The sequence below is a fragment of the Lysinibacillus sp. FSL W8-0992 genome (genome assembly GCF_038008685.1).
In the GTDB taxonomy this organism is placed as follows: Bacteria; Bacillota; Bacilli; order Bacillales_A; family Planococcaceae; genus Lysinibacillus.
The window spans coordinates 1,964,845-1,988,882 of sequence record NZ_JBBOZQ010000001.1 but is presented as its reverse complement, the minus strand read 5'-3'; the positions used below and the strand labels follow the sequence as shown (position 1 = coordinate 1,988,882).

20 protein-coding genes are annotated in these 24,038 nt (G+C 38.2%); 5 read left to right on the top strand and 15 right to left on the bottom strand.

From position 1 onward, the window contains the following. Positions 1–207: 207 nt before the first annotated feature. The gene (gene acsA, locus NSQ74_RS09850) at positions 208–1,935 is read right to left on the bottom strand and encodes an acetate--CoA ligase (protein ID WP_445669059.1); all 1,728 of its coding nucleotides are present in this window, start codon (positions 1,933–1,935) and stop codon (positions 208–210) included. A gap of 520 nt (positions 1,936–2,455) precedes the next feature. Here acsA and NSQ74_RS09845 point away from each other — a divergent pair. The 3 genes from NSQ74_RS09845 to NSQ74_RS09835 are packed head-to-tail and all read left to right on the top strand — an operon-like array spanning position 2,456 to position 4,920. Further along, positions 2,456–3,088: a GNAT family N-acetyltransferase gene (locus NSQ74_RS09845; RefSeq protein ID WP_340823020.1), complete on the top strand. Its 633-nt coding sequence runs from the start codon at positions 2,456–2,458 to the stop codon at positions 3,086–3,088. A gap of 24 nt (positions 3,089–3,112) precedes the next feature. After that, positions 3,113–3,760 carry an acetoin utilization AcuB family protein gene (locus NSQ74_RS09840; protein WP_340823018.1) on the top strand — a complete coding sequence of 216 codons (648 nt, stop codon included), beginning with the start codon at positions 3,113–3,115 and terminating at the stop codon, positions 3,758–3,760. Further along, positions 3,760–4,920 (top strand): acetoin utilization protein AcuC, encoded by a 1,161-nt coding sequence (locus tag NSQ74_RS09835; RefSeq protein WP_340823016.1) that lies wholly within the window; start codon positions 3,760–3,762, stop codon positions 4,918–4,920. The genes NSQ74_RS09840 and NSQ74_RS09835 overlap by 1 nt, the downstream gene beginning before the upstream one ends. A gap of 242 nt (positions 4,921–5,162) precedes the next feature. On the opposite strand, the gene ccpA is transcribed toward NSQ74_RS09835, so the two are convergent. Then, on the bottom strand, positions 5,163–6,173 hold the full coding sequence (ccpA, locus tag NSQ74_RS09830; protein ID WP_340823014.1) for a catabolite control protein A: 1,011 nt from the start codon (positions 6,171–6,173) through the stop codon (positions 5,163–5,165). Between the two features lie 175 nt (positions 6,174–6,348). Then, positions 6,349–7,434, bottom strand: a complete 1,086-nt coding sequence (locus NSQ74_RS09825) for a bifunctional 3-deoxy-7-phosphoheptulonate synthase/chorismate mutase (RefSeq protein WP_340823011.1) — start codon at positions 7,432–7,434, stop codon at positions 6,349–6,351. Positions 7,435–7,606: 172 nt separating this feature from the next. Here NSQ74_RS09825 and NSQ74_RS09820 point away from each other — a divergent pair, with 172 nt between their 5' ends. Further along, positions 7,607–9,763 carry a cell division FtsA domain-containing protein gene (locus NSQ74_RS09820; protein WP_340823009.1) on the top strand — a complete coding sequence of 719 codons (2,157 nt, stop codon included), beginning with the start codon at positions 7,607–7,609 and terminating at the stop codon, positions 9,761–9,763. Positions 9,764–9,970: 207 nt separating this feature from the next. Here the strand turns inward: NSQ74_RS09820 and NSQ74_RS09815 are convergent, their stop codons facing one another. From NSQ74_RS09815 to NSQ74_RS09775, 9 genes are all read right to left on the bottom strand, one after another. Continuing rightward, positions 9,971–10,474 (bottom strand): YtxH domain-containing protein, encoded by a 504-nt coding sequence (locus tag NSQ74_RS09815; RefSeq protein ID WP_340823008.1) that lies wholly within the window; start codon positions 10,472–10,474, stop codon positions 9,971–9,973. Between the two features lie 134 nt (positions 10,475–10,608). Further along, the gene (locus tag NSQ74_RS09810; RefSeq protein ID WP_340823007.1) at positions 10,609–11,115 is read right to left on the bottom strand and encodes a DUF948 domain-containing protein; all 507 of its coding nucleotides are present in this window, start codon (positions 11,113–11,115) and stop codon (positions 10,609–10,611) included. 116 nt (positions 11,116–11,231) lie between these two features. Continuing rightward, the gene (gene murC, locus NSQ74_RS09805; protein ID WP_173477571.1) at positions 11,232–12,545 is read right to left on the bottom strand and encodes a UDP-N-acetylmuramate--L-alanine ligase; all 1,314 of its coding nucleotides are present in this window, start codon (positions 12,543–12,545) and stop codon (positions 11,232–11,234) included. 222 nt (positions 12,546–12,767) lie between these two features. Beyond that, positions 12,768–16,196, bottom strand: coding sequence for a DNA translocase FtsK (locus NSQ74_RS09800; RefSeq protein ID WP_340823006.1), 3,429 nt, complete (start codon positions 16,194–16,196; stop codon positions 12,768–12,770). A gap of 205 nt (positions 16,197–16,401) precedes the next feature. After that, entirely contained in the window at positions 16,402–17,016 is a 615-nt protein-coding gene (gene ytpR / locus NSQ74_RS09795) for a YtpR family tRNA-binding protein (RefSeq protein WP_340823005.1), read from the bottom strand. Continuing rightward, positions 17,016–17,837: a DUF1444 domain-containing protein gene (locus tag NSQ74_RS09790; protein ID WP_340823003.1), complete on the bottom strand. Its 822-nt coding sequence runs from the start codon at positions 17,835–17,837 to the stop codon at positions 17,016–17,018. The genes ytpR and NSQ74_RS09790 overlap by 1 nt, the downstream gene beginning before the upstream one ends. Before the next feature lie 73 nt (positions 17,838–17,910). Then, positions 17,911–18,429: a hypothetical protein gene (locus NSQ74_RS09785; RefSeq protein ID WP_340823001.1), complete on the bottom strand. Its 519-nt coding sequence runs from the start codon at positions 18,427–18,429 to the stop codon at positions 17,911–17,913. 94 nt (positions 18,430–18,523) lie between these two features. Beyond that, positions 18,524–19,045: a DUF84 family protein gene (locus tag NSQ74_RS09780; RefSeq protein ID WP_340822999.1), complete on the bottom strand. Its 522-nt coding sequence runs from the start codon at positions 19,043–19,045 to the stop codon at positions 18,524–18,526. Between the two features lie 58 nt (positions 19,046–19,103). Continuing rightward, complete coding sequence (locus tag NSQ74_RS09775; protein ID WP_340822997.1) at positions 19,104–20,180, bottom strand: M42 family metallopeptidase; 1,077 nt, start codon at positions 20,178–20,180, stop codon at positions 19,104–19,106. A 166-nt stretch (positions 20,181–20,346) separates the two neighbouring features. Here NSQ74_RS09775 and NSQ74_RS09770 point away from each other — a divergent pair, with 166 nt between their 5' ends. After that, entirely contained in the window at positions 20,347–20,661 is a 315-nt protein-coding gene (locus NSQ74_RS09770) for a hypothetical protein (RefSeq protein WP_173477578.1), read from the top strand. Positions 20,662–20,760: 99 nt separating this feature from the next. On the opposite strand, the gene NSQ74_RS23420 is transcribed toward NSQ74_RS09770, so the two are convergent. The 3 genes from NSQ74_RS23420 to NSQ74_RS09760 all read right to left on the bottom strand — a co-directional run bounded on the left by NSQ74_RS23420 (position 20,761) and on the right by NSQ74_RS09760 (position 23,752). After that, complete coding sequence (locus NSQ74_RS23420) at positions 20,761–20,910, bottom strand: hypothetical protein (RefSeq protein ID WP_445669058.1); 150 nt, start codon at positions 20,908–20,910, stop codon at positions 20,761–20,763. A 487-nt stretch (positions 20,911–21,397) separates the two neighbouring features. Then, positions 21,398–22,624 (bottom strand): carboxylate--amine ligase, encoded by a 1,227-nt coding sequence (locus NSQ74_RS09765; protein WP_340822994.1) that lies wholly within the window; start codon positions 22,622–22,624, stop codon positions 21,398–21,400. 99 nt (positions 22,625–22,723) lie between these two features. Continuing rightward, a complete protein-coding gene (locus tag NSQ74_RS09760; RefSeq protein WP_340822993.1) occupies positions 22,724–23,752 on the bottom strand; it encodes a PTS transporter subunit IIC in 1,029 nt (342 codons plus the stop codon). Between the last annotated feature and the right edge of the window lie 286 nt (positions 23,753–24,038).

Sequence of the window (24,038 nt, the reverse complement as noted above, 5' to 3'; positions counted from 1 at the left end):
AATAGTATACGTCTGCATATTTATTAAGTCAACTGAATTTTTATTTATTTATATTATTTTCTCAATCTTCTGTTACAATTGTTCAAAATCCATAGTTTCTATTGTAAATCAAGAAAAAGAAGGTAGGAACCCTTTCGATAACCGAATGAATTCCTACCTTCTTTAGATGCATATATTGAATAAAAATAAATTACACGTTGAATGCCATTAGTCTTCCATCGTGGAAAGATCTCCAGTTGGCAAATCTAACTCCCATGCTTTTAACACGCGACGCATAATTTTACCGCTGCGTGTTTTCGGCAGCTTTTCCTTAAATTCAATTTCTCTCGGTGCCGCATGAGCTGATAAGCCCCTTTTCACAAACTCGCGAATATCCTCAATTAAAGCATCCGATGGCTCCACGCCTTCTCGTAAAGATACAAATGCTTTAATAATTTCACCGCGTACAGGGTCCGGTTTCCCGATAACCCCAGCCTCTATTACGTCTGGATGTTCTAGTAGCTTGCTTTCAACCTCGAATGGTCCAACTCGTTCACCTGCTGTCATAATGACATCATCCACTCGACCTTGGAACCAGAAATAACCTTCATCATCCATATAAGCTGAGTCACCAGACACATACCACTCACCTTTTAAGAAATATGATTCATAACGCTCTGGATTACCCCAAATTTGACGCATCATGGCTGGCCAACCACGACGTACAGCTAAGTTACCCATTGTAAATGGAGGAACTTCATTACCCGCATCATCTACAATTGTCGCGTGAACACCTGGTAATGGCTTGCCCATTGATCCAGGCTTAATATCCATGCTCGGATAGTTACAAATCATATGTGCACCTGTTTCGGTCATCCACCAAGTATCATGAATGCGATGTCCTAACTCCTCACTACCCCAACGGATAACTTCAGGGTTAAGTGGCTCGCCAACAGATAATACATGACGCAATGATGACAAATCATAATTTTCCAGCATTCCACTACCAGCCCCCATTAACATACGGAATGCAGTTGGCGCACTATACCAAACTGTTACACTATAATCCTCAATCGCTTGATACCATGCTTGTGGCGAAAATCTTCCACCAACAATAAGCATTGTCACACCATTTAACCACGGGCCAAAAATTCCATAGGATGTCCCCGTTACCCAACCTGGATCAGCCGTACACCAATAAATATCATTTTCACCCAAATCAAGTACCCATTGTGTCGACTGATATTGCTGAACCATTGCATTATGAACATGTAAAACACCTTTTGGGGCACCTGTCGAACCTGACGTATAATGTAATATCATACCGTCCTCGCGGTCCATCCACTCGATGTCAAACTTAGCAGAAGCCTCTTTCAAGCGCTTATTAAAATCTAAAATTTGTGGCGTTTCTTCTATATCGGACCCTACTAAAAATACATGTTGCAAGTTTGGCAGTTTATCTAATGGAACTCGCTCTAGTAATTCAGGTGTTGTTACTAGCACTTTCGCATCGCTATCAGAAAGACGATCATACACTGCCCCTTCCATGAATGCTTCAAACAATGGTCCTACAATAACGCCCATTTTTAAAGCACCTAATAAAGAAAAGTAAAGCTCTGGTGAACGAGGCATAAAAATAAATAAACGATCTCCTTTTTCAATGTTTGTCGCTGATTTAAAAACATTTGCTGCCTTGTTCGTCAACCTTTTCATTTCATTAAAAGAGTATGCTTCCTTGCGCTTCCCATCGTTGTAATACAATGCTACTTTATTTTTCCGAGATGTTTCGGTATGGCGATCAATAGCCTCATAAGCCATGTTCACTAATCCTGTTTCATGCCAACTAAATGCCTTTTCTGTTTCTGCCCAATCATGAGTTGTTGCTACCTCCTCATAATTTGGCAGGTTGTACTGCCCTGGTATTGCTTTTAATTTCTCCATTGTTTTCATCCCCATGAATTTACCCCTTCCTTTTTTGGCTTTAGTACATTCGTAAGCAAATTTCAAATCGTACTCACGATATCCCCCGCAATTACGCCTCAACGTAATCGTAGCTGCCTGCCAATTCGTTCCACTTTGCTTATGCAATAATCTTCTCTTGAAGCCCCCTATAAAGGATAAAAAAGTGAGCATCCATCCCCTTTTGGAAAATTAAGTGAAATAATGGCAATTGAAACAATTTCGCCATATAAAACAGCTACTGAATGATATTAAAATTCGCCACTTTCTCCAAAGACAAATACGTTATGTAGCAATTGTTATAGAACAGTTTATGTAGTTGTAATATGAACAATGCTTAATACATCAACATTTATCTGTTAAATAACAGTTGCAATATAAATCTATTTTACACGAATTCAACCAGAATGTCTCAATATTTTTATTTTTCCAAAAATGTAGTTATATTTCGTAAATTTAAGCGTTTTTCAGCTTTAAATCAGCTATAATGGAATTATTAAACTCAGGTGGTGTAATTATGGAACACAAAAAGACTTTTTTTTCTGTTACAAAGGAGACAAAGCATGGTACTGTTTATGTGGAAGGACCTGTTCCTCCAGAAAAATTAGCTACATATTCATTCCACGAGGGATTAGTTGCCTTTAGACCCCCTAAGCAACAACAGCAAGCCATCTTAGAAATCGCTGGCCTTCCTGAAGGCCGTATTATTATTATCCGAAATAACGACATTATTGTAGGCTACGTCACCTATTTATATCCTGATCCGCTTGAACGGTGGGCAGAGGACAGAATCGACAATATGATTGAATTAGGTGCTATTGAGGTCATTCCAGACTATCGCGGAACAGGGGCTGGTAAAGCCTTGTTAGCTGTGTCCTTCATGGGGGATGAAATGGAGGACTACCTTGTTATAACAACCGAATATTATTGGCATTGGGACTTAAAAGGTACAGGATTAAATGTATGGGATTACCGCAAAATGATGGAGCGGATGATGAGTTCAGTTGGCTTCGAATATTTTGCTACAGATGATCCGGAAATTACATCTCATCCTGCTAACTGCCTTATGGCACGAGAGGGCAAACGAGTGCCCCCTGAAACAATGGAAAGATTCGACAGACTTCGTTTTAGAAATCGCTTCATGTATTAAAACCAACACAAAGGGGATGAGTATATGATTGTTGAAGAAATTATGAATGATGAGCCTTACACATTGGCTCCGACAAACACTGTTTTAGAAGCGTTGAAATTGATGCGCGAGAGAAAAGTTCGTCATTTACCTGTCATCGATAATGAACGTCATGTTCTAGGTGTTATTACGGAGCGCGATATTAAAGAAGCTTTGCCTTCCTCATTGAAAGACGAACCTAATTCTCCAGTCTTTAGTGCGATGGTAGAAGAAATAATGATTAAAAACCCACTTGTTGGCCATCCACTTGATTTTGTAGAAGAAGTAGCATTAACTTTTTATGAAGCAAAGATAGGCTGTTTACCAATCGTCTCTGGTGGAAAACTAGTAGGCATTGTGACAACAACCGATTTACTCTACACATATATAGAACTAACTGGTGCCACTGAACCTGGCTCCAAAATTGAAATCCGAGTTAGCGATACACCAGGAGTCTTATTTGAAATTACTAAAATTTTCAATCTCCATCATGCAAATGTCCAAAGCGTTCTAGTATATCCTGATTCTGAAAATACACAAAATAAAATTTTAAGCGTCCGAGTAAAAACATTAAACCCACTTGCTATCATTGAAGATCTTCGTCAAGAAGGATTCGACGTGCTATGGCCTAATTTACCAGGTGTTTCTTTATAATGAAAAAGGCTGTCTTTGTTTATTCGCCAGAGCAACTCGGATATAAATTTTCAGATACGCATCCTTTCAATCACAAACGCTTGACGCTAACGATGGATTTACTTAAAAATATTGGAGCGCTCGATGATGTCGACATCGTTCCTGCACGCATTGCCACGGAAGAAGAACTTTTGCTTGCACATGATCCGAAATACATTGAAATCGTAAAAAATGCAGGCCATGGTAAGCTGAGCGAGGCACAATGTGCAAGCTATGGTATAGGCACTGAAGATACACCTATCTTTGAAAATATGCATGAAGCAAGTGCGCAGCTTGTCGGAGGTACATTAACCGCTGTTGATTGTGTAATGGAAGGAAAGGCTCAGCATGCACTAAATCTAGGCGGTGGACTACATCACGGTTTCCGCGGGCGTGCTTCCGGTTTTTGTATATATAATGATAGTACCGTTGCCATTCGCTATTTACAGGAAAAGTACAATGCACGTGTACTCTATGTTGATACTGATGCGCACCATGGTGATGGTGTACAATGGAGTTTCTACGAAGACCCAAATGTTTGTACATTATCAATTCATGAAACAGGTCGCTACTTATTCCCTGGAACGGGTAATATAACGGAGCGCGGCAATGGGCAAGGTTATGGTACTTCTTTTAACTTTCCTATTGATGCATTTACCGAGGATGAAAGTTTCTTAGAAATATATGAAAAAGCTATGCGTGAAGTTTTTGAATTTTTCAAACCAGATGTTGTTTTAACTCAAAACGGTGCAGATGCACATTATTTTGATCCATTAACACATTTATACGGAACAATGAATATTTATAGAGAAATTCCAAAGCTTGCACATAAACTTGCACACGAATATTGCGATGGAAAATGGATTGCAGTTGGTGGTGGTGGTTACGATATATGGCGTGTTGTGCCAAGGGCATGGTCAATGCTATGGCTAGAAATGACAGATCAAAAAATACCAACAGGTGCCTTACCACAAGCATGGTTAGACCGTTGGCAGCCAGAAGCGCCAGTTCCTTTTATCCCAACATGGGAAGATCCTAACCCACTCTATGAGCCAATCCCTAGAAAAGCTGAAATTGAAGAAAAGAACGCGCAAATGTTAGAAAAAGCGTTACATATTATCCGCACAGAAAAGCGTAGCTAGCGGGTGCTTAGCGGTGCCAGGCACGCAAACAATTCTGAATTTTCATAGCATTACTAGTATAGTTAATCCACGTAGACGCATACAGGAACAGCACAAGAAGTAAGACGCGACAGCGACGGTTGCGGCTTACTTCTTGTGCCTTGCGGAAAGCGTTCGCCATAGGGGACAACAATGTTTACTGAAGCACACATTTTCCCATAAAAAAACACGCAAATCATAAAATTAGATTTACGTGTTTTTTCTTATTTGCTTTTAACTGATTGGCGATGTTCAATACGGTGTGGTAATATAACCGCTACCTTTTCGTCCTCTACAGGCTCTTTATTCATAAGCTTCGTCAATAATCGCATCGCTACAGCCCCGATATCATATAGCGGTAATGCTACACTTGTAAGCTGTGGGCGAACCATACGAGCTAACTTAGAATTTTCAAAACTGATGACCTCGATATCCTCAGGCACATTTTTACCAGCATCTTGTGCACCATGAATCAAACCGATTGCAAGTTCATCACTTCCTGCAAAATAAGCCGTTGGAGGGTTTTCAAGGGCAGATAATATTTCCCAAGCCTCTAAGCCCATATCATAGCTAGATTCCTCTGCAGCAATTAGTGATTCATCTATACTTAACCCTGCATCTTGCAGTGCTTTTTTATAAGCTTCAAGCTTAAATTTACCATTAATCGTATAAGTAAGAGGACCTGTTACAAAGCCAATTCGTGTATGACCGTTTTGAATCAGTAACGAAATTGCTTCATAAGCTGCCTGAAAATAATCAATATTAACAGTGGCAATTGTTTGTGATTCATCTACAGAACCCGCAAGAACAATTGGTACTGGTGAATGATCCATCGTTTGTTGCATTTTCTCTGTTACTTCATCACTCATCATCACAATACCGTCCACTTGTTTACCTAGCATTGTATCTAGCAACTGTAGCTCTTTATCTTCATGTTGATCTGAGTTGGCAAGAATAATATTGTAGCGATACATTGTAGCGATATCCTCTACACCACGTGCCAGCTCCGCGTAAACATTATTTGCAATATCTGGGATAATCACGCCAACTGTTGTAGTTTTCTTACTTGCTAACCCTCGCGCTACTGCGTTCGGACGATATTCTAATCGTTCAATTACTTCTAATACTTTTTTTCGTGTTGCTGGTTTTACATTTTGGTTACCATTGACTACACGAGAAACGGTTGCCATCGAAACATTCGCTTCTCGTGCAACATCATAAATTGTAACAGTCATCGTACGTGCCTCCCTTTTTCCTTTTATAGCCTTATCATACGATAATTTTCGCCCCATTTTCAAGAAGAGTACATACATGAAATGAAATACCAAGTACAAATAGTACTATTATAGACATTTTTTTGTCACGATATAGTAAACACCGCCTGCTTATTGCGCAAGCGGTGTGAAAATATTATGCGTGAATTTCGTGATTCTTCATGAATTTTTGTAGCGTTTCGTAGAATGCATCAAATGTTGGAATATCCATTTGTTGTTGTGAATCTGAAAGTGCTACAGATGGATCTGGATGCACCTCAGCCATTACCCCATCTGCGCCGATTGCAATTGCTGCCTTCGCACATGGTAATAGTAAGTCGCGTCGACCTGTTGAGTGTGTTACATCGACGAATACTGGTAAATGTGTTTCTTGTTTTAAAATTGGTACTGCTGAAATGTCTAATGTGTTACGCGTTGCTTTTTCGTAAGTACGAATACCACGCTCACAAAGGATGATGTTTTCATTCCCTTTAGACATAATGTATTCTGCTGCATGAATGAACTCGTCAATCGTTGCTGCTAAACCACGTTTTAATAATACTGGTTTGTTCGTTGCACCCGCTGCTTTTAATAACTCGAAGTTTTGCATATTACGAGCACCGATTTGGATAACATCAATATAATCAAGTGCTTCTTCTAAATGACCCGGTGTTACAATTTCCGTAATAACACCTAAACCATATTCTTCAGATACACGCTTTAAAATTTTAAGCCCTTCTAAACCAAGACCTTGGAAGTCATAAGGAGAAGTACGAGGTTTGTAAGCACCGCCACGGATTAACTTTTCACCTTTAGCTTTAATAGATGCAGCAACTGCTGCTACTTGTTCGTATGATTCAACAGCACATGGACCAAACACGAAGGATGGTTTTCCTTGGCCGATTAGTTCACCATTAATATTGATGACAGTATCTTCTGATTTCTTCTTACGTGAAACTAGTAATTCTTTCTTTTTATCAGCTTCAAGTTGTTTTAAAGCTGTTTTAAAGATTTGTTTAAAAATATAATCAACCGTCATTTGGTTTAACGGACCGTTATTGTGTTCTTTAATTAGATCAAGCATGTGTCGTTCACGTAATGGATCATAGCGATTAACACCTTGTTTTTCTTTAATTTTACCGATTTCATCTACTACAGCTGCACGTTCGTTAATTAGACGAAGAATTTCTAAGTTTAATCCGTCAATCTGACTACGTAAGCTTTCTAAATCTTTTTGGCTCATGCTTCTTGCTCCTCTCCCCATGACAGACACTTTCAGAACTCTGAAATGTATGTTACATTTTTAGATATTAGCATCATTATAATCAATGTTGTTCAGAATGTCACGCATTTTTAATTTAGCGCTTCAACTCGCTAAATTATTTTGAGTTATTTCAAGGAAGGAAGCGATTACATTGAGTTCAAAATTATTTGCACTTGATATCGGTACACGTTCTGTTGTTGGCATTATTTTAGAGGAAGATAATGATCATTTTCATGTACAAGATATTTTAGTAAAAGAACACAAAGAACGGGCCATGGTAGATGGTCAAATACATAATGTCATGTATGTGGCTGAATTAATTAATGAAATTAAACAAGAGCTCGAAGACAAGTATGGGCCCTTATCAAAAGTAAGTGTCGCTGCTGCAGGTCGTTCATTAAAAACAGAGCAGGCAAGCGTGACCATTAATATTCGTAACCGCCCCATATTCACTGAAGAAGATATTAGCCGTTTAGAATTACAGGCAGTTCAACAGGCACAGCAACAGCTCTTACAGCATAAAGAGGATACCAAAACGAGTCACTATTATTGCGTTGGCTATTCAGTTCTTTATTACCGTTTAGATGGTGAAGAAATTGGTAGCCTTCTTGATCAGCAAGGTGACGAAGCACAAATTGAAGTCATTGCAACTTTCCTTCCACGTGTTGTAGTTGAATCTCTTATCGCTGCCTTGAAACGTGCAAATTTAGAAATGGGTGCTCTAACACTAGAGCCTATTGCTGCAATCAATGTTCTAATACCACCTACAATGCGCCGTCTAAATGTTGCACTTGTCGATATTGGAGCTGGTACGTCAGATATTGCCATTACCGATAAAAGTACAGTAGTTGCATACGGTATGGTGCCAACAGCAGGTGATGAAATTACAGAGGCGCTCAGCGACCATTATTTACTTGATTTCCCAGTGGCTGAAGAAGCAAAACGTCAACTGCACTGTGCTGAGGAAATTTTAATACAAGATATTTTAGGCTTTGACCAATACTATCCAAAAGCAGAAGTACTTACAGCCATTGAGCCTGCTGTTAAACAACTTGCGAAGTCTATTGGAGAAGAAATATTGCGCCTTAATAATCGGACTGCCCCAAAAGCTGTAATGCTCGTTGGTGGTGGTAGTTTAACACCTAATCTTACAACGGAGATTGGCTTAGTACTGGATTTACCAGCAAACCGAATTGCCGTACGCGGTGTCGATGCCATTCAAAATTTAACAAAGGAAGAGCATATTAAAGCATCTCCTGAGCTAGTAACACCCATTGGCATCGCAATTGCTGCAAAGAAAATGCCGATACAATATATGAGCTTAACAGTAAATGAACAAATTGTACGTCTTTTTGAATTAAAAGAAATGACAGTTGGAGATGCATTTTTAGCTGCCAATATTCGGGCTAAACAATTATATGGCAAGCCAGGTCATGGATTATCTATTAGTGTTAACGGACAAGATATTTTCATACCTGGAGGTCACGGTCAACCAGCAAAAATTTTAGTAAATGGTCAACAAGCCTCTACAAAAACAATTATTAAAACAGGCGATGCCATTCAGTTAATAGAAGGTCAAGACGGTCATCCAGCCACTGCTACAGTAAGAGATATTGTGGATCAAGCGGTAACTAAAACAGTAACAATTCAAGAAACAAAGTATGTTATCGAACCAAAAATTACTGTCAATGGTTCCCCTGTATCAATGGATACTATGTTAAACGATCGTGATATTATCGCGTTTGAAATAGCTGAAACGGTAGAGGATATATTTAAATCTACTAACAATAATAATTTGTTAAAGCAATTCGAATCTTTTGTTGTTTATGTAGATGGAAAGCCATTATATTTACCAGCTTGTTCCGCACAACTACTCATTAACGGTAAACCTGGTAAACTGTCATTTGCTGTTCAACATAACGATATCATTACCTTTTCGCAACCGTCGTTACCAACTGTACAGCGAATAGCTGACCATATGAATGTTTTACTTGAGGATAAAATCATCATTCATTTCCAACAGGAGCTATTAGAGCTGAAAAAAACAACGAATGAAATGGTTGTTAACCAGGCAGTTGTTTCACCACTCTCAACCGTTCCCAACGGTGCGACAATTGCCATTCATGAAAAAGATCGAAGTCCTTGGATTTACCAGGATGTTTTCCGCTTTTCAAATTGGCAACTACCTACAACATTTAAAGGTAATTTTACGATTCTGCGTAATGGGCAACTCGCAACATTTGATACAGAAATCTTCGGTGGCGACCAACTTGAAATAGTGCTTGAAGACGCATCTTTATCATTATAAAAAGGTATTTCGCTAGTTGTTGGTTGCGAAGGCGGTAACTCCTGCTCAGAATGTACACAGCGTAAGACGCAGGCATTCCGAGGGTTGTAGCTTACAATGTAATGTGCCCACGGAAAGCAATTGTCCTAAAACAACGGCATAGAAAAAAAGTGTTAGATTGATTGCAATCAATCTAACACTTTTTCTTTTAGTTACAGCTTTTTTACTTTAAGCACGAACCTCTTGTGCTTTATCTTCATCAGTTTGTTCTGTTTTTTCTGGAACTTCTTCTTGTTCTGATTTAGCATCATCAATAAAGTCCTCAAGCGGTTCTTCCCCTTCGAAAGAGACGGTGCCATCATCAAAAACAGTTGGTGCTTTTGCAGTCTTAAGCGTCTTAACTTTTTCTACCAATTGCGAAGATTGCTCTTGAATTTGTTTTGATAATTGCACTGTTTTATCCTTAGCTGTTGATGATAAATCAGCACTTTTATCTTTTAAATTAACAGCTTGCACTGCCACATCACTACGTAAATCTTTCCCTGATTTCGGAGCTAATAGTAAACCTGCAGCTGCACCCACTATACCCCCAACTAAAGCGCCAATGACGAAATCTTTCATATTTACACGCTCCTCTTCATAGATCGAATCCTGCGAATTATAAAGCTGTGGCAATGTACTTTCTAGTTGTTGTTCTTTCACTTCGTTAAAGTTTGGCTTTTGTGTAGTCATGGACAATTCCTCCCATTTTATAATCTAATGCGCCTAGACGTATGTATTTCCACTTGTACGTGTCATACAATAAAAATTGCCTAAGGCTTTATTTATATTCAGCTGGCATAAAGAAAGCACCTGCTAAATAATAATTATTTTTTGCGACCCCATTTTCTTTTCGGCTTGTCCGCCTGAACTTCCTCAAAACTATATACGTCCTCAGGCATTATCCCTGGTGCCTGCTCAATCACTTTACGCTTCTTCCATTTATCTGCAATGCCCATTGCGACATTACTCCATTGAACAACTTGCGCAATTTTTTCTTCATTCTGTTCAACACTTTTTGAAATCGATGACGTAATTTGCTGTACGGAAGCATTTAAACCATTTACAGAGTCACCCATTCCTTTCACCGCATGAACAACAGTATTTAACTGTTCAGATTTTTGTTGAATATCCTCGGCTAAGCTATTTGTTTTAATTAACAAAGAAGTCGTTTCGCGTGTAATCCCTTCCATTTGTTTCTCAATGCCTGCTAATGTGCCAGATAAACTGTTAAGAATTGACTTGAGTGAAAATAACGTCATACCGACGCTCACACATAAAAATAAAAAACCGATCGCTGCTATTATTGCTGCAATATACAAAATGACTTCCATAAATAGACCTCCTGCTAGTAATAATTTCTCTCTGTATACTATTACTTACCTTATCTTCGACAAATAAAACTTAAATCCTTCTCATATTTTAGAAAAAACAGCTTATTCCTTGCGGATTAAGCTGTTTCGTTGCTTTTAAGTACATCTTCAAAGGCATCTTGGAACTTGTGAACATCGCCAGCACCCATAAATAAGAATACTGCATCTTTATGCTTTGTTAACACATCAATACCTTCTGTAGTAATTACAGCGCTTCCGTCAATAAGAGAAGCTAAATCTTGAATTGAAAGTGCACCTTGTGTTTCCCTTGCAGAACCAAATATATCGCATAAGTATGCTGTATCAGCCAGACTAAGGCTGTCTGCAAAGTCTTGTAAAAACGCTTGGGTACGCGTGAATGTATGAGGCTGGAATATCGCTACTAATTCACGTTCAGGATATTTTTGTCTAGCCGATTGAATTGTTGCACGAATTTCTGTTGGATGGTGCGCATAATCATCGATTAAAACATGATCCCCAATATTCGATTCTGTGAAACGTCTTTTTACACCTTTATACGTGTTTAAACGTTCTTGAATAATTTCAGATGAAATACCCTCATATTGGCAAAGTGTAATAACAGCTAATGTATTCAACACTGCATGGTCGCCAAATAATGGGATAAAGAAAGTACTATAAAATTCATTGCGCACAAAAACATCAAATGTTGTGCCTTCAGTTGTTTTTTCAACATTACGTGCCTCAAAGTCATTTTCAGCTCCAAACCCGTAATAAACAACAGGTACTTTCGCTTGAATACGTTGTAGATGTTCATCATCGCCACATGCGATAATCGCCTTTTTCACTTGTAATGCAAGTGATTGGAAGGCTGCATAAACATCTTCAATATTCGCAAAGTAATCTGGATGGTCGAAATCAATATTTGTCATCACCGCATAATCAGGATTATACGCTAAAAAGTGTCGACGATATTCACACGCTTCCATCACAAAGAAGTTAGCATTTTCATGGCCTGCACCTGTACCATCCCCGATTAAATAAGAAGTTGGTTTATAGCCGCCTACAACATGTGCCATTAAGCCGGTTGTAGAAGTTTTACCATGTGCGCCAGTAATGGCAATCGATGTGTAATTGCCAATATACTCACCAAGAAATTTGTGATAACGAATAATTTCAACACCGATTTCTCGTGCTCGAACTAATTCAGGATGGTCATCAGGAAAAGCATTCCCTGCAATTACTGTCATACCTTCTTTAATATTATCCGCATTAAATGTGAAAATTGGAATATTTCGTTCACGCAACGGCTGTTCCGTAAAGAAATATTTATCAATATCTGAGCCCTGTACTTGTTCACCAGCATCAAATAAGATTTGTGCAAGCGAACTCATGCCAGAACCTTTAATGCCTGTGAAATGAAAAACTGTCATTAATTAAACCCCCCGGGAAATACAAAATCCCATCTATCATCTATTAGGTGTATCGTATTTTGCACTAGGTATTAATACCTTTACACGTACAGAAAAATACGTACTATGTTAAAACATCTTGTCTATTATAGCACTATTTATGCACAAGGATAAATGTGCAACTTTTCTAAAAAAACTAATTTTGACGAAAGTCAGATAATCTTTACGAAAACAATGCAATTCTTATTCAAACATAGCAATTAAATCTTGCTCGGTAATATAGCTTTCACGTGGTTTACTGCCTCTTGCCTCCGACACAAAACCATGCGATTCCAACATATCAATTAATCGTGCAGCACGATTATACCCAATATGATACTTCCGTTGAATAAGAGATGTAGAGGCCCCACCTTGCTCATACACAAAACGGCAAACATCCTCAAACAGATCATCTTGCTCTGCCGAAACTTCTGATTTCTTTAAAAGTTCTTCTTGGTCGAATATATAATCTGGTTCGCCTTGCTCACGAACATGATCGATAATCGATTCGATTTCGTCATCTGTAACAAACGTCCCTTGCAAACGTACTGGTGCAGACATGCCATTACCTAAATATAGCATATCGCCTCGTCCCAATAATCGCTCCGCTCCTTGCCCATCTAATATTGTACGCGAATCGATTTGTGAAGATACCGCAAAGGCAATTCGTGTAGGGATATTGGATTTAATAAGACCTGTAATAACATCTACAGAAGGTCTTTGTGTTGCAACAATTAAATGTATACCACAAGCACGTGCCTTTTGAGCAATACGACAAATCGCTTCCTCGACATCAGCAGGCGACATCATCATTAAATCTGCTAACTCATCAATGACAATTAAAATATACGGTAATTTTAAACTATGCTCATTATTTTTATCTGCTAAAGCATTATAACGTGTAATATCACGTGCACCTGCATGAGCAAATAACTGATAACGTCGTTCCATTTCCTCTACGGCCCATTTTAACGCTGCTGTTGCAGCCTTAACATCCGTAATGACCGGACTGACTAAATGAGGAATATGATTAAACGGAGCAAGCTCTACCATTTTTGGATCAATCAGCATTAGTTTTAATTCATGTGGTGCAGCTTTATACAATAAACTAACCAAAATAGAATTGATACAAACAGACTTACCTGAACCGGTCGCCCCGGCAATTAAGCCATGTGGCATTTTACGTAAATCAATCGTCACAGGCTTCCCTGTTAAGTCTAGACCTAATGCAGCTTCTAGTGGTGAATCGGAGTCGAGGAAAGAAGCGCTATTTGTCACTTCCGATAAACGAACAGCACGAGATACTCGGTTAGGAATTTCTATTCCGATAGAGCTTTTTCCTGGAATCGGTGCTTGAATTCGAATGTCCTTTGCAGCTAAAGCAAGTTTCAAATCATCTGCTAAGTTACGAATTTTACTTACCTTCGTACCATGACTTACTGTAATTTCAAATTGAGTTACCGCTGGACCTTGCATAATCGATTCAATTTGTGCTGACACTTGGAAATAAGATAGTGCTTCAACTAGTGTGTCCCCTTGTTGCTCCATCCACTCTGTATCTTGTGTTTTTTCCTCAGGCGGCTCTAAAAATTCATCCGTTGGTTTTTGGTAAACATGAATAGGCTTTGGAGGACTAACTTCATTTTCTATAGCTTCAACATCAGAAATGACCAATGTATCAGTAAGATTCCCCTCGACTATTTCAGATTCTTCAATGCTTTGAATTGCAATGGTTTCTTCTGTTTGCTCGGCAAGTACAACATCATTTTTCACAGACGCTGGGTTTGTATTTTCTTCGATTAGCTCAGCTTCTATTATTGGATTTTCTGCTTGTAGTAAAGCATTTTCTTCAATCATTATTGCTGGCTTATTTTCAATCGTTCCAGCTTCAATCACTGGAGTTTCTTCTTGTGGCAGAACATTTTCTACAAACATCATTGGTGTCGATTCTTCTTCAATTGAATCAACTTCAATACCTGTAGTTTCTTCTTGTGGTAAAACATTATCTACAAACGTTGTTGCTGCAATTTCTTCCATTACCTCGGCTTCAATCGCTATATTTTCTTTAGTTGGCACATGTGTCATTGTTGCTACAGGTGACATCGTAATGACAGAAATATTTTCTGTCTCTGCCTCTCTCGGTGATGGCTCTTGATTTGATTGCTCTACTTCAACAATAGGTTGAGGTGAAGGTGTTGATTTGTCTTCTGACAACGCTACAGCTTCATAATTATCGCGAATAAACGCACTCTCAATTTGCTTTTCTTCTGTAGTCGTTTTTGATATCGATTTTAATTGCTGTGAAATTCGCCATTTCTCTTTATCTGTTTTTAACATTAAAACATTAAATGGAATGCGACTCTTCTCTTGCTTTACAGATGGTTCCTCTACTATTTCTTGATTGACCTCTTCATTAGTTGGCTGGACTACTGTCACTTCTCCAATATGAATCGTAGAATTCTCAATTTGTAATTGTTCCACAACTACTTCTTTCACATGAATTTCAGACTGATCAGCAGAAAGTTGCTCGACAGCAAGTTCTTGCTGTACCGCTTCCTTAATTTGCTCTTCAAAATTCACTGCAAATGATGTCGTTTGTGGTACAGGTAGCTCCAAATTATCGTCATCTGTTATTTGATTTTGCTCATCAGCTACAACTTCCTCAAATGTAATCGGTTGCTTCGATGGCGCTTCCATATATACTTCATCCATTGATTGGCTTTGCTCAGCTACTTCAACTTCTTCAAAAGTAATAAGTTGCTTTGAAGGTTCTTCCGTATTCACTTCATCCGTTGATTGGCTTTGCTCAGTTGCTTCAATTTCCTCAGTTGCTTCAATTTCCTCAGTTGCTTCAATTTCCTCAGTTGCATGTGGTTGCTTTGATGGCGCTTCGATAGAGCGAGGTATCTCAAGCAATTCACGGACATCAATGGAGGCTTTGATAGGCTCTTTTTCTTCTAGTATATTTTCAATAGGCTCGTTTGTTGTCGCTTCTTTTGCAAACTTAGCCACAGAAGGCATTTCGGCTTCCTGTTCTTCCTTCCGTTTATTTAATAACTGCTCAATTGGGCTTGGTTTTGCAAAGCCATAAACTGGTGAAGGGACATCCGTTGGCACAAAGCGTTTTCGATTCTGTTGTAAAATATCCTCTACTTTACTTTCCTGTTTCACAATTGGCTCTTTTTGAACAGGTTTAGCTTCAACTTGTGCATCGCGAAAAACCATACTTGCTTTAGTTGGATATTCTTGCTGTTGCTTAGGCTGACTTCGTGTAGTCGTCGTTCTGCCAGTTCGCTTCGAACGATTTTCTAATAATTCACGAATACCAGATACCTCTATATCGTAAACACGAGAATCTGCCATTTTATGATTTAAATGTTTTGGTAATGTTAAATCTTCAATTTGTCCATATGAGTCATCCATTTGATCAAAAACGTCTCTTGATTGTGAAGCTTGAGGCATATCTTCTTTATCATCGATTAAAGGGAATCGGAAAGTTTTTTGTCTCGTATCCGATGTTTCATTTAACGGCTGTTGGTGATCCGGTTGTTCTTCATACTCCTCATAATATTCATCATATTCGTATTCATCTCTATTTAAAATTTTTTCAATTTTCTTTTTAAACCAATTCACGTTGTTTCACTCATTTCTCTTACACTTCATTTATAGCATTGTTTTAGTTTTCAATAATTGACTAATAAAACTAAGTTCAATGTCCACATAAAAAAGCATACCATAAAAATGATATAGAAACTTGTATTTATAGGCCCGACCTAGACAAAAAATCGTTATACCACCAGCTATTGGTAGTCTAACGATTCTTTTACAATTTATATAATTATCGAGTTGGTGTTTCAAACGCGCTGCCTACTACTGCATCCTCAGGTAAAACTAAAATACCTTTTTCAGATGGAGCATTAGGAATAGCTAATTCACGCGCTGAGCATAACATGCCAAATGAATCAACACCACGTAAATTCCCTTCTTTAATAAGCATTCCTGAAGGCATTACAGCGCCAATTTTAGCAACAACTACTTTTTGACCAGCATCAACATTCGGTGCACCACATACAATTTGAAGTGTTTGTTCACCTACATTTACAGTACAAATATTTAATTTATCAGCATTTGGATGTTTTTCTTTTGTTTCTACGTAACCTACAACGAATTTTGGTGTGAAATCTACATCAAGGCTAATCGCAGCGCCATTACTTTCAATAGCGGCTTCAAGTTGTGCTACAAACTCTGGTGTAAGCTCAACATTCCCTCGCGCCTCTACTTGAACATACTTGCTCGCATTAAATAAGTTAAATGCTTTTACTTCCCCTGTTTGTGCTTCTTTTAAAATGGCGATATCCCCAGCGCGTACTAATTCTGTTTTTACAATCGCCTCTGTTGCCAATTGTACTAATAATACGTCTCCTACATGCTCTTTGTTGTAAAATACATTCATTATTTTTCTTGCTCCTTTTTTACTCTGTTTTTTGCTAGTATAAAGATTGGTTCAAGCTCCCCATCTTCATAAATAAATGATAATGACGTAATCGGTACTGTCCCTACCGCAAAGAAATGCATCGTCATCTGTGCTAATACATCATACCCTGTTTCATTCCGAATATCACCTAGTATTAACACATCTTGATGAGGTACAGATACAGTCATATCCCCTTCAATTTTTGCTTTCATTTCTTTTAAAAAGTTTTCGTTTAAAATACGACTGGCATCATAGCCATCATTTGCATTAACAAAATAAAAGACATTTCCTGCTACTTCATCTTTTTTATAGACAGTTGGTAGCTGCTTGACAGAAAATCGTGCCATCTCTCGTATTTGTTCCACTGTTAATTTTAGTTCTTCTAACATCGATTCATCAATAAAGCGATACGTTTTTCCCAAATCAAGCGCATAGAAAATACGAGTTTCTGCAGTATGCTCTGTAGTGATAAATGCATGTCCTTCTTTTGAAGCTTTCGGATACGATGTTGCGCGAATAACCGGATAAATTTGCCCTGATTCTTTGAAGCCTCGCTCTTGCTCCTGCTCCATCGCCAAAAAAGTTTGCTCAATTGTATAGACAACTTCTTCAACAGCTGCCTCTTGCTTTTCATTATATTTTGCTAAAATACCTGGTAAAGAGAGCTCCATCCCTTTGCCTATTTTTTTATGATTCAAGCGTAGTTTATCTTGCTTTTTGTCAAATTGAAAATCAAATTTTTGCTCACTTAACTGCTTTTTTAATAGGGACACAAGTTGCTCTGATTTTATTTGTTTCAATTAGCTCACGTCCTTTCTTCATAATGAAACGGCTCACATAATTTTGTGAACCGCTTTGGTCAAAACTATGCAATTATTTAATCTTAACCGAATGAACGATTTTCGTCATCTCATGAAGATTATTTTCAATATTTTTCACTTGTGAAATGGTTGTCATCTTTACGCCACCACAGCTTACAATTAACTCAAATTCATCTTTATTATCCGTTTTAGAAACAGCAGCAAAACCGAAAATACCATCCTTTTCATAGGTAGTTTCATTGATGACTTTTTTAGAGCTATCTTCTTTTAGTAAATTATAATAGAGTTTACTATTGGCTTTTTCACGATCATTGATGAAAAGAATATAAGAGTCCATTCCTTTTGATATTAAAATATTATAAGCATCTGAACTATCATCAATTTTAAATTTTGACGGTAAAAACAATTGTACATGACCAATTTTGTCGGTATATGCTTCTGGCTCTTCTGCAAATACCGTTTCCGTTATTTGAAGTCCACTAGCAATTTGTTCATCAACCGATTGATTACAGCCAGAAAGCCCCAATAGTAAAAGCATTAATCCTAGTGCTTGTAGCCATACACGAGACATTTCTATCTTCCTTTCATTGCTAACTTTTTTCTATTTTAAAAAAATTCTACATAAGTTGCAACATCACTGCTCCATTCTCACTAGTTCAAAGACACTATTTTTGCGCTAATGTGAACAAATATTGTCCAATAAGCAGCGAGACAATATGCTCAAACATCGTCTGACGAGTCACAATTCCTTGCGTAAAAATACCTACCGCCCCTGCTCCTTGACGAATATCTAATCGCTGAGTGTATTGTTCCATTATCGGACCCAGCTCCTTGCCTGCTCTTATTTCCTGGGCAATTTCTTCTGGCAATATAATTTGTGCACCTGCAGCTGTATATGTAGTACCATCAGCTAATGTAAGAGCGCCCCAGTTACAGACGTACATATCACCATCTATTTCCGTAACGCCACCTTCTAGTCCAAAAGAAAGCATAGCACCCGTAGCAATCGATGTATTTTTTGCACGATTGATCGCACCAAGTCTTGTTTCTTCCGTAGTTATTGGTTGATTGGAAACTTGTGATGGTGCCTTAAAATATGTAAAAGTTACTTTTTCAAAATATTGATTAACAATTGCTTGAACTGACTGGATTTTCGCTTTATTCGTTGTCCCAATCGCTATTTCCATTATAATCCCTCTTTCTTTGCATAGAAAAAGATGCCCTAATAGGCACCTTTTCTTTTACTTATACATTAGCGCGAATCGTTTCTAATGTCGAACGATCAGCTTTTTTCACTAATTCTATGATTAGTGCTTTAGCTGCAGCATAATCATCAATATGAATGATAGAAGCTGATGTATGGATATAACGTGAGCAAACACCAATTACAGCACTTGGTATACCGTCATTAGATGTATGTACACGGCCAGCATCTGTGCCACCTTGTGATACAAAATACTGATAAGGAATATGATTAGATTCTGCCGTATCTAACACGAACTCACGCATACCACGATGTGTTACCATTGTACGGTCAAGAATTCGTAATAATGTCCCTTTACCTAGTTGACCAAATTGATTTTTATCTCCAGACATATCATTGGCTGGCGATGCATCTAAAGCGAAAAATAAATCTGGCTTTATCATATTAGCTGATACTTGAGCACCACGAAGTCCAACCTCTTCCATTACATTTGCGCCTGAATATAAATGAGAAGCTAATTTTTCATCTTTTACTTCTTTCATTAATTCAATTGCAAGTCCACAGCCATAACGGTTATCCCATGCTTTTGCCATAATTTTTTTCGGGTTTGCCATCGGTGTGAATGAACATACTGGAATGATTGACTGTCCTGGACGAACGCCAAGTGCAATAGCATCCTCTTTGTTGTCTGCACCAACATCAATTAGCATATTTTTAATTTCCATTGGCTTTGCACGTTCAGCATCTGTTAGTAAATGCGGTGGAATAGACGAGATAACACCTGGAATTGCACCATTTTTCGTGTACACTTCTACACGTTGTGCTAGCATAACTTGGTTCCACCAGCCACCTAGTGTTTGAAAACGAATTAATCCATTATCAGTAATCGATGTAACCATGAAAGCCACTTCGTCCATGTGGCCAGCTACTAGAATTTTAGGGGCATCTGATACTGCACTATGCTTTACACCAAAAATACCACCTAAATGATCTTGAATTACCTCATCTGAGTACTTCTGTAGCTCAGTTCGCATAAATGCACGCACCGCATGCTCATTGCCTGGAGCGCCAGGTAATTCAGTTAATGTTTTAAATAATTGTAATGTTTCCTCATTCATGATGACTCTCTCCCCTCGAAGTAGAATTTTCTTCCTTGCTTATTGTATCATAATTATTTCAGAAGTCGAAATATTGATACATTTCATGAAAGTCCTTTACAATGAACGTGCTTTCCTTCTTTGTGCTATGCTAAAATAGAGCTATAGGAAAAGGAGGAAATTACCCATGAAATTACGTGATTTTTTAATTGGTGTTGCAACAGGCCTCGCCGCGGCAGTCATTATTAAAGAAGCCAGTGAAAAAGTTTCTCCGTATGTACCCGCAGGACAAGTACTTGAAAACATAAAAAAGGAATTTAAAAAAGATTCGCCAATAGACGGTTCTTGGATTTTTATGAAAACTGACAATTTCACAAACGGATTTATGACTATTCCTGTTTATCGTGGTGGTATTTCACGCATGCACGAAGGTGAAATGCAAACATTCGAGTTCGCTGCAGATGCACGCTCTGGCGTCGTCGTAGAATTGACTGAAGTCTAAACAATACAAGTTAGAATAGCATGTGGACATTATGATGTCTCCACATGCTATTTTTTTATAACTACATAAATTAGTGAAGGACTCGCTACTGGCATGGATCTACCGTTGCTCCGCGGAATTCACTCCTTGCTTCGCGGAATTCACTCCTTGTTTCGCGGAATTCACCCTTTGCTCCGCGGAATTCACCCTTTGCTCCGCGGAATTCACCCTTTGCTCCGCGGAATTCACCCTTTGCTCCGCGGAATTCACTCATTGCTTCGCGGAATTCACTCCTTGCTTCGCGGAATTCACTCCTTGCTCCGCGGAATTTACTCCTTGCTCCGCGGAATTCACTCCTTGCTCTGTGCGTAAACCACGAGGGAGGGTGACAGGCACTCAAACAATTTACTTTGCTAATCATGAATTTTTTGACTGTCCGAGTAAAAATCCACGTAGACTCCTACGGGAACAGCACAGCACGTAAGACGCAACAAACCGCGCGACAGCGAGGGTTGTGGCTTACACTGTGCCCGTGGAAAGCGAAGTGGATTTTTACGATTTAGGTGCCGCTATTTTGTTAGAAGCCTATGCTAAGTGTCAGGCACTCAAACAATTGACACTCAAACAATTAATGAGGCTTAGGGTGTGTCCGCAAAATAGCGCCTGCCCATAGCGAAAATCAATAGAAGGAATCGTTCTTCAAACTTTTCTACAATTTAAAAGGAGGTATATGTGTTATACCTCCTTTTAATAAATCTTATTCTTCTAGACCTTTATTATTAAAATACTTTTTATATTTTCGATAATAATTTAAATTGTTTAGTGTAAGTTTTACCCAACGCTTCGCATTCATGTCCTTATTGAAGTAAAGAGAATTTGTATACTTCCCTTCACGAATCAATTTTTGCGCTTCAAGCTTAAGCTTTTCGTTTGATGCGTATTTAAATAACACGCCTTTCGGAATAATCATCCATAAATGCTTATCCTCTACATATGTTAACGGTTGCTCGATATTTAACATATGGTCATCCGCTACATATTTCATTAAATTTTGTCCGCTTGCCGTTACATAATAGCTTGAGCGACCGTTACGTAAATTAATTTCAAATAACTTATATTGTTTATCGCGAATGTCGTATTTCATATCGAAATTAGCAAAGCCTGTATAGCCGATATCCTCTAAAAAGTGGCGTACTTGGTCCATAAGCTCTTTATCGTATGTCGTTACGATTGCTGCATAGCTTCCGATACCTTCTGGCGAATGCTCCTCTAAAATCGGGTTACCTAGGCACATTAGCTTCACTTTTCCGTCTTTTCCAACATAGGCATTTAACACGCGCATATAAGAATCATCACCAGGGATGAATTCTTGAATAATCATTGTATCCTGATAAGTGGAACTATAAATGGCTTTTAAAATTGCACTTTTTTCCGCTTCATCATGTGCAACGAACACCTTTTTCTTCCCTGGGAATTTACATGCCCAATATTCTACTGAATTCGATGCTTTTATAATGATTGGGTAGTTAAACGGTGGTGTGAAGTTTTCATAGTTTTTCGCTGTCACCGTTGTTGTACCCGGATATTTAAAGTCGTACTTCTCACACATTTTATAGAAATTCTCTTTTAATAAAATTTCATCCATTAATGATTCGTCAATATATGGTACTGTAAAATGCTCCTGTAGTGCAGGTTTGTTTTTAATGATGAGCTTTGCATAATCATCGCCACAAGCAAGTAGCAGTAATTTTTTATCAGCATATTGTTTTGCGATTTGAGCAAGTGCTGGTGCAAATACGTCCTGTTCATTTAAACGATCAATTTCTTTGAAATCCAAAATATGGCTATCTTGTGTTGCTGTTAAATGTGAACGTCCTAATACAAGTGGCTTAATGCCATATGCCTCATAAAATGCTCGTGCCATGCCGTATGCATTCATATCTGATCCTAATAATACTGGTAAAAATGGTTGCTCCGTTACCATAATCTATTTCAACTCTCTTTTGTGTTTTAGTATAGCTTTTAGTGTATCATATTTTCCAAAATGTTCACGAAAAAAAGCCCCCAAACGGAGACTTTTCAATTATTCATAATGCACCTTATAGTCTTCAGATGTAATCCATTTCAGTTTCATCGAGAAGATTCGTAGTAAGACAACATTTAATAGAATCGGTAGAGCGATAAATAATGTAATTGCAATAGTTAGCGTATAAGGAGTCCAACCAACTAAACTTAAATACTTCAACGGGCCAACAAAGCCTCCTAGACCGAAACCAGCGCTGTATGGTGTACCTACAATTTCAAAGAGCCCTGCTAATGCGCCTAATATTCCCGCAGTAATAATCATCGGAAATGCTATTTTTGGCTTCATGAAAAAATTACGCATTTGAATTTTTGCAGATGCAACATGTGCAATGGCAGTACCAATATTATTAGCCTTATAACTGGCAATACACATACCTACTCCAGATGCACAAACACCGAGATTTGCTGCACCCGCACCGATACCTGATAACATAATTACTGTCGCTACACCTATTGTAGAAATTGGTGAAATAATTAATATTGAGAAAATCATAGCAATGAGTGAGCCCATTACCACTGGCTGTAACGTCGTTAAATGCTCAATAATAAGACCAACATATCCTGAGCCTGTTCGCACATATGGTAAAAGGGCGTTCCCGATTAACCCAGGAACAAACATAGCAAGTGCAGGCATTAATAAAAGTGTAAAGTCTTTCAGCTTATTACCTAAAAATTGCACAAATAACACAGCTAAAGCTGTCGTAATCCCAATATTAATAACAACACCAATACCGGCAATTGTAATGCCCGCCTCAGAATCAATTGTATATACACCGCTACCGACAAAAGCAGCTAGTCCAACGCTACATGTTTGGACAGGTGTTAATTTAAAGCAAATTCCTGTCATAACCCCAATAATAACTGGCAGTAGACTCATTGCTAATACGGATGTATTTAAAATGATTTCTAACTGCGGCACATAGGGGATTATTAGTTTTAATATCTCACCTACTAATGCATTGGGAATTAAACAAACAACTATCCCCATGCTCATACCAGTCAGTACATTATTGATAAAATTTTTCATTGTATTTCATTTCCCTTCTGTCAATCTAACGCTCTTTGATGTTATCTCAGTATATTAATATTAGATTAATCAGTCAATATGTAATATTCAGAATATTACATGTTAAAATTGGTAAACAGCATATTATACCACCACTAAGAAAGTAGTCGTTTTCAAATAGCTGAATAATGCAAAAAAATATTTTGAAATATTAACAAAAAATCAGACTTTACGCAAACTGCCTTTTCTGTCCAGAAAAGAGAGCGATACTTATTAGTTGGAGCGAAGGGCGGCGACTCCATCGGGA

Bases quoted from the DNA above. Each gene is read 5' to 3' on its own strand.
- NSQ74_RS09785 (WP_340823001.1), bottom strand. From the start codon at position 18,429: ATGTCTCGTGTATGGCTACAAGCACTAGGATTAATGCTTTTACTATTG.
- ccpA (WP_340823014.1), bottom strand. From the start codon at position 6,173: ATGACTGTTACAATTTATGATGTTGCACGAGAAGCGAATGTTTCGATG.
- NSQ74_RS09780 (WP_340822999.1), bottom strand. From the start codon at position 19,045: ATGGAAATAGCGATTGGGACAACGAATAAAGCGAAAATCCAGTCAGTT.
- NSQ74_RS09840 (WP_340823018.1), top strand. From the start codon at position 3,113: ATGATTGTTGAAGAAATTATGAATGATGAGCCTTACACATTGGCTCCG.
- NSQ74_RS09815 (WP_340823008.1), bottom strand. From the start codon at position 10,474: ATGACTACACAAAAGCCAAACTTTAACGAAGTGAAAGAACAACAACTA.
- NSQ74_RS09810 (WP_340823007.1), bottom strand. From the start codon at position 11,115: ATGGAAGTCATTTTGTATATTGCAGCAATAATAGCAGCGATCGGTTTT.
- NSQ74_RS09825 (WP_340823011.1), bottom strand. From the start codon at position 7,434: ATGAGCCAAAAAGATTTAGAAAGCTTACGTAGTCAGATTGACGGATTA.
- NSQ74_RS09775 (WP_340822997.1), bottom strand. From the start codon at position 20,180: ATGAATGAGGAAACATTACAATTATTTAAAACATTAACTGAATTACCT.
- NSQ74_RS09770 (WP_173477578.1), top strand. From the start codon at position 20,347: ATGAAATTACGTGATTTTTTAATTGGTGTTGCAACAGGCCTCGCCGCG.
- NSQ74_RS09845 (WP_340823020.1), top strand. From the start codon at position 2,456: ATGGAACACAAAAAGACTTTTTTTTCTGTTACAAAGGAGACAAAGCAT.
- acsA (WP_445669059.1), bottom strand. From the start codon at position 1,935: ATGGGGATGAAAACAATGGAGAAATTAAAAGCAATACCAGGGCAGTAC.
- NSQ74_RS09835 (WP_340823016.1), top strand. From the start codon at position 3,760: ATGAAAAAGGCTGTCTTTGTTTATTCGCCAGAGCAACTCGGATATAAA.
- murC (WP_173477571.1), bottom strand. From the start codon at position 12,545: ATGACAGTTTTTCATTTCACAGGCATTAAAGGTTCTGGCATGAGTTCG.
- ytpR (WP_340823005.1), bottom strand. From the start codon at position 17,016: ATGAATGTATTTTACAACAAAGAGCATGTAGGAGACGTATTATTAGTA.
- NSQ74_RS09765 (WP_340822994.1), bottom strand. From the start codon at position 22,624: ATGGTAACGGAGCAACCATTTTTACCAGTATTATTAGGATCAGATATG.
- NSQ74_RS09760 (WP_340822993.1), bottom strand. From the start codon at position 23,752: ATGAAAAATTTTATCAATAATGTACTGACTGGTATGAGCATGGGGATA.